Consider the following 13,184-nt stretch of genomic DNA (forward strand, 5'->3'; position numbering starts at 1 on the left):
TAATTACTGAAGTCTGAATTCATAAATTCCTGAATCGGAGGTATTCCCTTTGCTGTCCTTCGAGATTACTTTCCAATAATAAGTAGTTTCCAATGCTAAGGTAGGTGTATTAATACTTTTGGCGATTGTATTCCCCAATAGAGTGCTTGCCTCGCTATTCGTATCCAGGTAGACATCGTAGGAAGCAATATCGTCATCAATATCATTCCCATTCCATTTTAAAGTTACAATATTGTTGTTCGCACTAACGGTAGAACCTCCTTTTGGGTACACTATTTCCGCAGGAAAGGGAGCATAGTTTTCAACACCATCACCTGCAGCATAAAAACGCCAGGTGCTACTGGTGGCTGGTTCGTCCGGGAAGTTGTTGGAGAACGATGTAACAAACCAGGAATAAGGCATTCCTTTAGTGAGCACAACCTCTTGCGAGGTTGAGGTTGTTGAAAATGTTTGAATGGCCGAAGTGTTTAAGTTTTGTACCTGTAAGCGGTATTCATTAGTATTGTTGGAGGCACCCCAACTAAAGTTGATGGTAGTCTCAGTAGAATTGAGGTCAACGCCGTCAGTACATTCAGAATTGTTTTCCGGAAATAGTAAGCCTGCAGCAACGGGAGGCTGGGGGTCATCTTTACCACCACAACCTGTTAGTATTAGTATGAATACGAATATATAGGCTTTAGATTTCATTCTTTTACAATTTTAATACTTGTACTAATTTCACTTCCCGAAAGATGAACAATATATACCCCGGTTGATAGCGAGGTAAGATCTAACGGAATAGTGCCCTTGCTGTCCGATCTGCGCTTAGCACTATAGAGCTTACTTCCGTTTAAAGAAGCTACGGTGACTGTAATATCTTCATCGGTATTACCCGTAAAAAGAGTTATTTCATTTCTAAATGGGTTTGGATAGGCTAATGCTTCACCCGCCAGAAATACCATCTCTTCAAAAATGCCTTGACAATCTTTGTTGGTGGTAACTTTTATCGTATTGTTGCCTTTCGCCAAGGTAAGGCTAATAGTATTTGAAGTGGTTTGGGTGGTAATCCCGTTAAGTTCAATATTGTATACAGGAGCACCTTCCAGGGTTAAGGTTATGAGCTTTTCTTCGGCAAGGACTTTCGATATCACCTGCAATGGCGCTGGTTGAGTAATGGAAAGGTCAAAGCATTGTTGGTATTCAGGCTGACCGGCTACAGTAAAACATAACTGATAATCTCCCGACGAAAGATTGTTGAATTCAGCAGAGGAGGTAAAACTTAGATTGTTATTGACCCCTGTGCCAATGAGGGTAGCGGTATAATCTAAAGGCTCGTTAGCCGAAATGATAATGTTTCCATCGTTATTATTAATACAGCTTTCACCGATTGTTTTTAAGCTGAAGTTGTCCGCAGGAAGGGAAAATACAGGACACCCGTTAACATCAACTTTGGTATTGGCCGGGGTATTCGGGCAGGCATCCAACGGGTCGTATACACCATCCGCATCGGTGTCTTGCCTTGTGCAAATATCCAGGCTAAATGAATTCAGGCTGCCTCCGTCAATGCTGTATCCATCAGATACCGTAAGTATCCAGGTTCCGGTTGCAGCTTCGCCGACAAAACTAGCTAAAGCTTCTTCCGGCTTTATCACGCCTGTAATAGCAGGATCCGTTCCGCATAAAATTGAGGAGCCTTCATCAGAGAAAGTCGCATTTATATTCTTGCCATCTCCGCATACTTCATTAATTAATGTGATGGTGGTGCCGGAAGGCGAAGTAAGCGTTATTGTTAAGTCGCTGATATAAGTGTGGGTGATATCAAGATTTACAAACATCTCATGAAGATATCCGTCATCTGTAATATTGATCTCGGATGTTATTTCATTTGGTTGCTGACTGTTAATTGATCGTGTGGTCGTATTGCTGTTACTACTGCAATCCAGTGTAATGGTGGAAAATGAATAAGTGTTTGAATAATTTCCCGTACCGCAATTGTTCAGGGGGCGCACTCTCCAATAATAGCTAACTCCCGATTGCAGGCTTGTTGGGGTGTAATTAACTTCACTGACTGTCGACGATTCCAGTATGATAGAAAAATCCGTAACTTCTGAGAATTCAATTTCATAAGCCGTGGCGTTTTCAACGGCTTCCCACTCAAACCTTCTGTTTAGAACAATTTCCGTAGCTGCATTCGATGGACTGATGAGATTGGTTATATCAAATGAATCATCGAAGAGGTTGATTTCAATCGGGTATTGTTTGCTTAGGGAAGAGGCATCCGCATTGATGGTAAAACTGTATTTCCCCCTATCCAGGTTTTCTGTACCGGTAACCGTTACATCGATGCTAGTTCCGTTAGTTACCGCAGATGAATTACTGAAATTAACATTCAGGCCAGCAGGAACATCAGTTGCTGTAAAGTTGGTGGTCTCATTAAATCCGGCAAACGTACTGTAGGTAAAGCTAAAGTTGAGGTCGTTTGGTTTGCAGACCTCGTAGCTTAAAGAGTTTATATCGAGCTTAAATTCACTTTGCTGTATTTGTAAAGTAGCTGTACTGATAGCAAAGAAGATGTTGTTGGTCGGTTTTATGAGTATTCTCGCATTCGAAGTTGTAATGTCTCCTGGAAAAATTACATTTTCTGCTCCGTCATTAGGAGTGTTGGTGGCTAAAGAAACCAGGTTTTCAAAATCTTCGTCGATGATTAAAAATATATCAACAGCTGTGGCATTTACAGGGGCAATATTCGTATTAGCGATATCCCAGGTGATCCCTACGGCATCTCCACCGGTAATAGTGGTGTTGTCGGTTTGGGATGTAATTAAAAAGGGACCGGAATTTGCATCAGCAGTCACTTTCACATCGTCCCTGGCTGTTTGTCCGCCATTAAGATTGTTGTCTCTAACCAATAAGGCAAAATTGTACTCCCTTCCTGCACTGGAAATTACCTCCCAGGTCGGATTTAGATTATTGGCTAAAATATCCGCTTCACGAGGAAAATATCTTTTAGAAGAAAATTGAGGCGATCTTACTCTGAAAGCAGGTCCTTCCTCAGAATCGGAGGCAGGTGGTTGTGCGGTTACAGCATTATCAATTTGTTCCCAGCTATAGGTAAGGATGTCGCCATCGGTATCAGTTGCAGTACCTTCGAGGTAAAAAGCAGTACCTTTAGGGATGGTGTAATCATTCAAGGTTGTAATTACCGGGGCATTGTTGCCGATGCTTACGGTAGTAGCACAATCGTTTACCCCGTCTGTAATATTGTTCCAAATCTGGGCAATACTTACAGCGTGAAAAAAAGGATCGCTTGCACCCTGAACATTGGGAGGGCATATCCCTGCATAGGCCATGAGGGTTGATCCACTTCCGGGTTCCACAGCTGTATTGTCAGACCGATTATTGTTACAGGAATTGTTAAAGGTGTGGGTGGCCCCAAATTGATGACCGATTTCATGAGCAACAAAATCAATGTCAAAAGGATCGCCTACCGGGTTTGCACTACCAGTTACACCTCTTGCCTTTGCGCTTGTACAAACAGAAGCTACCGAGGCAATACCTCCACCCCCTGTGCTGAATACATGCCCTATGTCGTAATTGTCAACTCCGATATTGGTGTCGATCACATCTTGAATTTCATCAATAAGGGTGTCACCATCATCATTTGTGAAAGGGTCGGTATCAGGATCTAAGTAGATAATCTGGTCGTTAGTAGCAACGATTTCCATGCTAACGGCCAAATCTCTTTCAAAAACCTCATTTACACGGGTGATTGAAGTATTCATGGCAGATAAAACCGCAGATCTTTTAACTTCGTCGGTTCCGTCAGAAACATTGGCGGCATTAATATGATAATTAGAATATTCTCCAGTACTGGCAATGGCAATGCGATAGGTGCGAAGTAAGCCGTCATTTACAATTTCTTCCTTGTTCAAAAGCTGACCTTTAAGCTGTTGTGCCATAGCTTCATCACCCGTTTTACACATAAAATCATGGGCCTTGAAATCTTGTTTTGAGGCAATGTAGTAAAGATCCTTTTCTTCCGGTACTGGGTTAATGTAGGATATGCCCTTTTCAGAATGTATCAATCCATGAAATCCAAAATCATCCAGGCTCAGTCTTATGCTTGTTCTCGGATTGCTGACAGAGATCCCATAGTATGATTTAATATGGGGGTATTTTTTTTGTAAACCAGCCGAAAGTACCGAAGCCTCATAAATCCTGAATCGCTCCAAAGAGCCATTTTGTGTTGGAAAACTAACGATCTTTCCTGCTGCCTTTCGAACCCCATGTTTTCTGTTAACAACGTTTATTAGTTCGTTCTTAAGTAATCCGCTATTGAGTTGAAATGCCTTGTAGTTCTTAGAGCTCTTAACCGTTTCAGGTTTCACCTCTTTTTTATAACTCCAAATCCCATCATCTTGTGCAAATATGTTGCTGGTGTATGCAATGCAAACAAGAAAGAGAAAAAGTAGTGTTTTTTTCATTTTATTAAAATGATTGATGCGTAAATATAAATAAATTAAGAATAGTGGGAGTTTGTTGTTTATTCGGCAAGGCTAAATAACTCTACTAATATAATAAAAGCATTGTAAAAATTCGTTACTTTGCTGTAACAATCAATGCTAAAAATAAACAAGACTCAAGTGGTTATAAAGAGAAACCTGTCTGATTATAATGAAGAATATTTTTCGGTTGTTACTATTGGTACTTTTGATGGAGTTCATGTAGGTCATAAAAAGATTATCAAGCGATTAATAGAAAGTGCCAGAGCAAACGATTTAAAAGCTACTATACTTACTTTTTTTCCTCACCCCAGAATGGTTTTGCAGCAGGATGCAGATCTTAAACTAATCAATACATTAGACGAAAAGATTGCGATTCTGGAGAAAACTGGCCTCGATGTGTTAGTCATACATCCTTTTACCAAAGCCTTTTCCCGATTATCAGCATCTGAATATGTTCAGGAGGCTCTGGTGAAAAATCTTAATGCCAAAAAAGTCATTATCGGATATGATCATCGTTTTGGAAGAAACCGAACAGCAACCATAAAAGACCTCCAGGTATATGGCGAAACTTATGGCTTTGAGGTGGAGGAGATATCTGCTGAAGAAATCAATGAGGTTTCGGTTAGTTCTACCAAAATAAGAAAAGCGCTGGCAGAAGGAGATATAAAAACGGCGAATGAGTTTTTGGGATATGAGTTTATGTTAAATGGGGTAATAACGAAGGGTAAAGGTCTTGGGAGGCAAATAGATTTCCCCACAGCGAATCTGTATATCGAAGAAAAATATAAGTTGATACCAAAAGATGGAGTCTATGTCGTAAAAAGTATTTTAGACGACAGGGAGGTTTTTGGTATGATGAATATCGGCTATAATCCGACCGTTAACGGAGTGAAAAAATCAATTGAGATACATTTCTTTGATTTCGATGAAGATCTGTATGGTAAAAAAATACAGATCGATATGTTAACGCGTTTACGAAATGAACAGCGTTTCGATTCGATTGATATGTTACAGCAACAGCTTAAAAAAGATAAACTAAATGCCTTGGCGTTTATAAATGCTCAATAAACTTCTTTTTAAACAAATAGATAATGTTTCCCTGGTCGTTTTTAGGGTGTTTTTCGGCTTTCTCATAGCCGCCGAAACTTTTGGCGCCATCCTTACCGGATGGGTTAAAAAAGCACTAATAGCACCGGAATTTACATTTACAGTCATTGGTTTTGAGTTTTTGCAACCGCTCCCGGGATATGGAATGTATATCTTTTTTGGTGTAATGGGAGTTTTAGGATTGTTGGTCATGATAGGTTATAAATATCGCCTTAGTCTCGGACTGTTCACAGTCATGTGGACCGTTGTGTATATGATGCAAAAAGCCTCTTACAACAATCACTATTACTTGTTAATTCTTATTTGTCTGTTGATGCTGATACTTCCGGCGAATCGATACCTGTCATTTGATGCTAAAAGAAATCCCGACATTAAACGCATTTCAATGCCGGCTTGGTGTAAATGGATAATTGTGTTTCAGTTGTGGATCGTTTATACCTATGCCTCATTGGCCAAATTATATCCTGACTGGCTAGATTTTACCGTAGTACGAAATTTAATGAGTGCGAAAGATCATTATTACCTAATCGGTGATGTTTTGCAGAATCACTGGGTGCATGTGTTTATTACCTACACCGGAATTCTGTTTGATCTCTTAGTGATTCCACTACTGCTTTGGAAGCCTACCCGGAAATTAGCATTTTTTGCTTCCCTGGTATTTCATCTGTTTAATTCAATAGTGTTCCAAATTGGAATTTTCCCATACCTGTCACTGGCGTTTACATTGTTCTTTTTTGAACCGGAGACCGTCAGGAACATTTTTTTGAAGAAAAAAACATTGTACGAAGGGAATGAGGTCATGGTTCCTTCATATAAAAATACTTTTTACACCGTCGCAACGATCTATTTTTTAATTCAAATTGCCTTGCCATTGCGACACTGGTTTATAAAAGATGATGTACTGTGGACTGAGGAAGGACATCGATTAAGTTGGAGGATGATGTTACGCAGTAAAGCCGGATATTCTACCTTTAAAGTAGTTGATAAATCCACTGGAGAAACAGAACTGGTCTATCCTAAAAATTATCTTACCAGGAAACAATTGGGGATTGTCGGTACCAAACCTGATGTGATCTGGCAATTTGCCCAACGCCTGAAGAAGCAATACAATGCACAGGGAAAAGAAGTGGCAATTTATGTTAAGAATAGAGTAAGTGTGAATCACAGACCTACAAAGCCCTTAATTGATGAATCTGTTGACTTGGCCGCTGAACCCTGGAAACAATTTAAACACCATACATGGCTGCTTCCTTCAGATCTTGAAAAGCAGAAAGCTGTTAAAGATTAAAATATGCTGCTGAGCCACTTCCTTCTTGCGTCATGTGGTTATATATCAGGATAGAATTGGCCATTGATATTAAGGAAGGTTGATTAGTGAGGAGTTAAAGAATGCAGGTTGGCTTCCAAAAGATAAAGGCATGAACGATCGCTACCTGAGAATTGCTAAACTTTCAACAACTAAACTTTCTACTTCAATACTATTTATACTAAATTTGTCGCTTAATTTAACGGCGATCGGGGTGGAAGTAGATGGTGTTTGCGCTTTGTGAGCAAAACCAGGAGCGAACAGCCTGCCCGAAAAGAGGAACGCCCAAATAAAAATTATTTAACGATGTTACAAGTACCGTTTATCAGAGAAAACAAAGAAAAGGTTATCGAAGCCTTGAGCAAAAGAAATTTTGCTGCTGATGAAGTTATTAATGAGGTACTGTCTGTAGATGAAGAACGTAGAGCAATACAGGCGGAGCTAGACAATACATTGGCGGAGTCCAATAAACTGTCGAAAGAAATCGGTAATTTGTTTAAGTCCGGGAAAAAAGAAGAAGCAAATGAGCTTAAAGAAAAAACCGGATCGTTAAAAGAGCGTTCTAAAGATTTGAATGAGCAATTAAATGAAAAGACACAACGCTTAAGTGAATTGCTATACAATATTCCCAATGTACCACACCCAAGCGTTCCTAAAGGAAATTCTGACGAAGACAACGAAGTTGTTTTTGAAGAAGGAACAATTCCGCAATTGGAAGCTGAGTCATTGCCCCATTGGGAGTTGGCAAAAAAGTACGATATTATTGATTTTGAACTGGGAACAAAGATCTCAGGAGCTGGATTCCCGGTGTATAAAGGAAAAGGAGCTCGTTTACAACGTGCACTAATCTCTTATTTCTTAGATAAAAATACCGCTGCAGGATACAAAGAATATCAAGTGCCGCATTTAGTTAATGAAGCATCAGGATATGGTACAGGACAATTGCCTGATAAAGAAGGTCAAATGTATCATGTAACCAACGATGACCTGTATCTGATTCCTACAGCTGAGGTGCCGGTAACGAATTTCTTTAGAGGAGAGATTGTAAATGAAACCGACTTCCCGATCTGTTGTACAGCTTATACTCCTTGCTTCAGAAGAGAAGCAGGTAGTTATGGGGCACACGTTAGAGGATTAAATAGATTGCACCAGTTTGATAAAGTTGAGATCGTAAGGGTGGAGCATCCGGATAACTCATACAATGCATTAAATGGCATGGTAGAGCATGTAAAAGGAATTTTACGTGAACTTAAATTGCCATACAGAATTCTAAGGCTTTGCGGAGGTGATTTAGGTTTCACTTCAGCTTTGACTTTTGACTTTGAGGTGTATTCCACAGCACAGGAGAAATGGCTTGAGATCAGTTCGGTTTCTAATTTCGAAACCTACCAGGCTAATCGTCTTAAATTACGTTTTAAAGACGAAAATGGTAAAAGTCAACTGGCTCATACTTTGAATGGTAGCGCATTAGCCTTACCAAGAGTGTTGGCAGGGATTATCGAGAACTATCAAACCAAAGATGGAATAGCGATCCCAGAGGTGTTAATACCATATACAGGCTTTGATATCATCGATTAAACTTGGAATATTAAAAAAAAATTACTTAATTTGAAGTAGCCTAATTCTTATTTACGATCCTACTGATGTTGAAATTTATGTTTACCCATAACGTACTTCACGTCAGAAATATCCAGGAATAGGCTTGTTACAGGTAAAAGATTATATTATATGCCAACGCAAATAACAATCACAGTTTATGTTGATTAATAGCACTTTATTTAGTTGGTAGGGGCCCAAGCGAAAGTTTGGGCTTTCTTTTTGAATAAATACTTCAGTTTCCTTTTACTATCTTTGAGATTAAAGTGTTTGTCACTTTAATTATAAAAACACTTATGAAAAAAATTTGGATCGTCCTGTTCATATTGTTTGTTGGCGTGGTCAATGCCCAAAATGATGCATTGGCAAGGCAATATATGGATGATGGTGAGTTTGAAAAAGCAGTAAGCGTATACGAGAAACTCTATAATACCAACAGCGGTAACTTTTCCTATTTTCGTTCTTTATTGGAGTGCTATCAGCAATTGGAAAGATACAATGATGCACAGGAATTGTTGGAGTCAAAATTTAAACAGGGTCGATTCTCTGCCGCATTGTGGGTGGAAATGGGATATAATTACCAGTTAATGGGCGATCAGTCTCAGGCAGAATCCTATTATAAAAAAGCCATAGAAAGTATTTCAGAGCAAGTAACAAATGCATATGCCGTGGGGAATGCATTTCGGCGATTGATACTTTTGGATTATGCTGTAGAGACCTATAGAAAAGCTATGGAATTGAATCCAGACCTTAATTTTAATTATAATCTGGCTTTGATCTATGGAGAACTGGACGATGTACCAAATATGTTTAAAACCTACCTCGATTTAATCGCTTTTGATGAAAAATATAAGGCACGGGTGTTAAATAACCTGGGGAAATTTATTTCAGATGACACAGACAGCGAAAACAATCAATTGCTGAGGAAAGAATTGCTGAAACGTTCCCAATCGAATCAGGATGTGCTTTGGAATGAACTTTTAAGTTGGTTTTTTGTGCAACAAAAACAATTTGGAAGTTCGTTTATCCAAGAAAAATTTATCTATAAAAAAAACAATAAGGAAACCCTGGGAAGAATAGTAAACCTGGGTCGTTCAGCATATGAAGCCGAAGATTATAAGGCGGCTAAAGATATATTTCTGTTTGTGGTTGATAATAGCCCTTTTCAGGAAGTTACCTTAGAGGCAGAGTTGAGTATAATAAAAATCGACCTGTCTGATTCTACTGAAAAAGATGTAGAGAAGATCAATAAAAAGTTTGTGTCTTTACTGGAAACCCATGGCAGAACCAAGCAAACAATACCCTTGCAATTAGCTTATGGAGAGTTTATAGCCTTCGAGTTAGGAGAGCCTGACAAGGCACAAAATTTTATCACTGAAATATTAGAACTGCCTTTAAATAATTTTGAGGAAGCAAAAGCTAAGATGTTATTGGCTGATATCTTAGTTTACAATGAACAATTTAACAGGGCTCTGATCTTGTATTCTCAGGTTCAGCGAAAAGTAAAAAATGATGTAATAGCTCAGGATGCCCGGTTTAAAGTAGCCAAAGCCAGCTTTTATAAAGGAGATTTTGCCTGGGCTGAAAGTCAATTAAAAGTGTTGAAGTCTTCAACATCGCAACTGATAGCGAATGACGCATTGCAATTGAAACTATTGATTTCAGATAACTCTCTTGAGGATTCAACCCAAACGGCTCTTAAAATTTATGCAAAGGCCGATTTGCTGGCCTATCAGAAAAAGAATAAAGAAGCAGTAGCCTTACTGGAAAATATTCTGGTTAATCATAAAGGTGAAAGCATCGAAGATGAAGCATTGCTGAAACAAGCCATTTTACTCGAAGATCTTGGAGATGTGGAGCGAGCAAGCTTAAACTATACGAAGATCATAGAATTCTTTCCCGACGATATTCTAATGGATGATGCGCTGTTTCGATTGGCTAACCTATACTATGCTCAGGGAGAAACAGAAAAGGCAAAACCCCTTTATGAACGCATTGTTTTGGAACATCCCGATAGTATTTTCTTTGTTCAGGCACGAAATACTTACAGGAAAATAAGAGGTGATGTCCTAAATTAACGTAGTTAGATAGCTAGATGTTTTGATGCCATAAAAAAACTACGGTTCTTTGCAGCAGATTAAAATTTATTCCTAAACAAACAGCATTATGTTTATCTATAACGTAACAATTAATATCGACGCTAGTGTTCATGACGATTGGGTGAAGTGGATGCGTGAAACACATATACCTGATATGTTGGCAACGGGAAAGTTTACCAATGCACGTATGGTAAAAGTATTGGTAGAAGAAGAAATGGGAGGAACCACCTATTCGGTGCAATATCTTACCGACAGCAAAGATACCTTAGAGCGCTATTATCAGGAGGATGCAGAAAGGTTGAGATTAGAGGCAATGAAACTATTTGCAGATAAGTTTGTTGCTTTTAGAACAGAGCTTGAGATCATTAGTGAGCATTAATAAAATTAGGGGATGAGTAAGGTAAGGGCCAAAAAACACTTAGGGCAACATTTTTTAAACGATGAGAATATCGCCCGTAAAATTGGAGACACGCTGACACTTCAAAATTATAATGAAGTATTAGAGATCGGTCCTGGTATGGGGGTGCTTACTAAATACTTGCTTCTCAAAGATATTAATGTAACCGTAATGGATATTGATACAGAATCCATTGCCTACCTAAAACAGCATTATCACGAAGACGGATCTAAATTCAGTATTGTCGAAGCAGACTTTCTCAAAACCGATTTGTCTGAACTTTTTGGAGACAAACCCTTTGCCATAACAGGGAATTTTCCATACAATATATCATCGCAAATAGTTTTTAAGATGTTGGAATGGAGACATCAGGTGCCTGAATTTACCGGGATGTTTCAAAAAGAAGTAGCACAGCGAATTTGTGAAAAAGAAGGAAGTAAGACCTATGGGATCTTATCCGTGTTTGCCCAGGCTTTTTATGATGCTGAGTATTTATTTACGGTAAAACCGGGTGTTTTTAATCCACCTCCAAAAGTAGACTCCGGGGTACTAAGATTAATTAGAAAAGAAAATTACAAACTTCCGTGTGATGAGAAACTGTTTTTTAGAGTGGTAAAAACAGCTTTTAATCAACGAAGAAAGACGCTTCGTAATAGTTTAAAAACATTTCAGCTTTCAGATAATTTAAAAGAAGATACTATATTTGGGCAGCGTCCTGAGCAATTAAGCGTAAAAGATTTTATTACGCTGACAGAAAAAATACAGCATGACACCATTTAAACTCACAGACGAACTCATTGCAGAAATCAATTTATTGATTGCCGAGAATAATGCCGGTGCACTCCTCGATATGATGAGTGATTTGCACTATGCTGATATTGCAGAGATCGTTCATGAGCTGGATGATGTAGAGGCTGTGTACCTTATTAAATTGCTCGATAGTGAGACGACCTCGGATGTACTGGCAGAATTAGATGAAGATGTTCGGGAAACCATCCTTCGTAAGCTCTCGGCGAAAGAAATTGCAGATGAGCTTCTGGAATTAGATACAGATGATGCTGCCGATATTATTGGAGAACTTCCCAAAGAGCGTGTAAGTGAGATTATCTCTCAGATAGAAGATCGGGAACACGCCAGGGATATCGTAGATCTATTACGCTATGATGAAGGAACAGCAGGTAGTTTAATGGCGAAAGAGCTCGTGAAGGTGAATGAAAACTGGAGCGTGCTTACCTGTGTAAAAGAAATGCGTGCACAGGCAGAAAATGTGAGGAGAGTGCATTCCATTTATGTGGTTGATGATGAGGACAAGCTTAAAGGAAGACTCTCACTAAAAGACCTTTTAACCACCTCCACCCGAACAGCTATTAAAGATGTATACATACCAAAAGTGGACTACGTTTCTGTAAACGATGAAGCAGAGGAGGTAGAGAAGATCATGTCTAAATACGACCTGGAAGCAATTCCGGTCATCGATGAATTAGGGAGATTGGTAGGCCGTATCACCATCGATGATATCGTAGATTTCATAAAAGATGAAGCGGAGAAAGATTATCAGCTCGCCGCGGGTATTACCCAAGATGTAGAGGCAGATGATAGTATTTGGGAACTCACCAAGGCACGCTTACCCTGGTTGCTAATCGGTATGTTAGGCGGACTGGGTGCAGCGAGTATTATTGGAGGTTTCCAAGACGTTTTAACCCAATACCAGGCTCTGGTACTTTTTATTCCTTTAATCCAGGCAACAGCAGGTAATGTCGGAGTTCAATCATCCGCAATAGTCGTTCAGGGACTCGCAAATGATACCATAAAAGGTGAGTTGTGGGGCAGGCTATTAAAAGAAGGACTCCTTGGATTAGTAAATGGTTTAGCAATAGCCTTAATAGTACTGCTGATTAGTCATTTTGCATTTGGAACTACTTATTTTGAGTCAGCAACAATTTGTGTGGCACTTGTTTCTGTTGTGATCATTGCCGCCCTGATCGGAACTTTTATACCGATATTCTTAGATAAAAGAGGAATTGACCCTGCGGTAGCTACCGGGCCATTTATTACCACCAGTAATGATGTATTCGGGATTCTTATATACTTCCTCATAGCCAAAATGATCTTAGGGTTTTAAAACCCTTCGAGATTTGTTTTTTAGCCATTACAAGGCATACCAACTGCACCGGAGACTCCTATAACAATAGAAA

Annotated in this window: 9 protein-coding genes; 7 read left to right on the forward strand and 2 right to left on the reverse strand. The window is 39.2% G+C overall.

The genetic code is table 11. The annotated features are described in order from the left end of the window. Positions 1-3 precede the first annotated feature (3 nt). Both P278_RS14965 and P278_RS16870 read right to left on the reverse strand, forming a co-directional pair. Entirely contained in the window at positions 4-687 is a 684-nt protein-coding gene (locus P278_RS14965) for a fibronectin type III domain-containing protein (RefSeq protein ID WP_038268613.1), read from the reverse strand. Next, the gene (locus tag P278_RS16870; RefSeq protein WP_051413607.1) at positions 684-4,463 is read right to left on the reverse strand and encodes a reprolysin-like metallopeptidase; all 3,780 of its coding nucleotides are present in this window, start codon (positions 4,461-4,463) and stop codon (positions 684-686) included. Before P278_RS16870 ends, P278_RS14965 begins: the two co-directional genes overlap by 4 nt. A 135-nt stretch (positions 4,464-4,598) precedes the next feature. Here P278_RS16870 and P278_RS14975 point away from each other — a divergent pair, with 135 nt between their 5' ends. The 7 genes from P278_RS14975 (at position 4,599) to mgtE (ending at position 13,111) form a co-directional block, all read left to right on the forward strand. Beyond that, positions 4,599-5,552 (forward strand): bifunctional riboflavin kinase/FAD synthetase, encoded by a 954-nt coding sequence (locus P278_RS14975; protein WP_394331299.1) that lies wholly within the window; start codon positions 4,599-4,601, stop codon positions 5,550-5,552. Beyond that, complete coding sequence (locus P278_RS14980; RefSeq protein ID WP_038268614.1) at positions 5,542-6,879, forward strand: HTTM domain-containing protein; 1,338 nt, start codon at positions 5,542-5,544, stop codon at positions 6,877-6,879. The genes P278_RS14975 and P278_RS14980 overlap by 11 nt, the downstream gene beginning before the upstream one ends. Positions 6,880-7,203: 324 nt before the next feature. Beyond that, positions 7,204-8,475, forward strand: a complete 1,272-nt coding sequence (gene serS / locus P278_RS14985) for a serine--tRNA ligase (protein ID WP_038268700.1) — start codon at positions 7,204-7,206, stop codon at positions 8,473-8,475. A gap of 314 nt (positions 8,476-8,789) precedes the next feature. Next, positions 8,790-10,571: a tetratricopeptide repeat protein gene (locus P278_RS14990; protein ID WP_038268615.1), complete on the forward strand. Its 1,782-nt coding sequence runs from the start codon at positions 8,790-8,792 to the stop codon at positions 10,569-10,571. Between the two features lie 88 nt (positions 10,572-10,659). Continuing rightward, the gene (locus P278_RS14995) at positions 10,660-10,971 is read left to right on the forward strand and encodes a DUF4286 family protein (RefSeq protein ID WP_038268616.1); all 312 of its coding nucleotides are present in this window, start codon (positions 10,660-10,662) and stop codon (positions 10,969-10,971) included. 12 nt (positions 10,972-10,983) lie between these two features. Next, positions 10,984-11,769: a 16S rRNA (adenine(1518)-N(6)/adenine(1519)-N(6))-dimethyltransferase RsmA gene (gene rsmA / locus P278_RS15000; protein ID WP_038268617.1), complete on the forward strand. Its 786-nt coding sequence runs from the start codon at positions 10,984-10,986 to the stop codon at positions 11,767-11,769. Next, positions 11,756-13,111: a magnesium transporter gene (gene mgtE / locus P278_RS15005; RefSeq protein WP_038268618.1), complete on the forward strand. Its 1,356-nt coding sequence runs from the start codon at positions 11,756-11,758 to the stop codon at positions 13,109-13,111. Before rsmA ends, mgtE begins: the two co-directional genes overlap by 14 nt. The last annotated feature ends 73 nt before the right edge of the window (positions 13,112-13,184 follow it).

Source organism: Zhouia amylolytica AD3, from assembly GCF_000511935.2.
Lineage (GTDB): Bacteria > Bacteroidota > Bacteroidia > Flavobacteriales > Flavobacteriaceae > Zhouia > Zhouia amylolytica.

What these genes read in the sequence shown, in the direction of transcription:
- P278_RS14965 (WP_038268613.1), bottom strand. Translation starts at nt 687, where the DNA reads ATGAAATCTAAAGCCTATATATTCGTATTCATACTAATACTAACAGGT.
- serS (WP_038268700.1), top strand. Translation starts at nt 7,204, where the DNA reads ATGTTACAAGTACCGTTTATCAGAGAAAACAAAGAAAAGGTTATCGAA.
- P278_RS14995 (WP_038268616.1), top strand. Translation starts at nt 10,660, where the DNA reads ATGTTTATCTATAACGTAACAATTAATATCGACGCTAGTGTTCATGAC.
- P278_RS14980 (WP_038268614.1), top strand. Translation starts at nt 5,542, where the DNA reads ATGCTCAATAAACTTCTTTTTAAACAAATAGATAATGTTTCCCTGGTC.
- P278_RS16870 (WP_051413607.1), bottom strand. Translation starts at nt 4,463, where the DNA reads ATGAAAAAAACACTACTTTTTCTCTTTCTTGTTTGCATTGCATACACC.
- P278_RS14975 (WP_394331299.1), top strand. Translation starts at nt 4,599, where the DNA reads ATGCTAAAAATAAACAAGACTCAAGTGGTTATAAAGAGAAACCTGTCT.
- mgtE (WP_038268618.1), top strand. Translation starts at nt 11,756, where the DNA reads ATGACACCATTTAAACTCACAGACGAACTCATTGCAGAAATCAATTTA.
- P278_RS14990 (WP_038268615.1), top strand. Translation starts at nt 8,790, where the DNA reads ATGAAAAAAATTTGGATCGTCCTGTTCATATTGTTTGTTGGCGTGGTC.
- rsmA (WP_038268617.1), top strand. Translation starts at nt 10,984, where the DNA reads ATGAGTAAGGTAAGGGCCAAAAAACACTTAGGGCAACATTTTTTAAAC.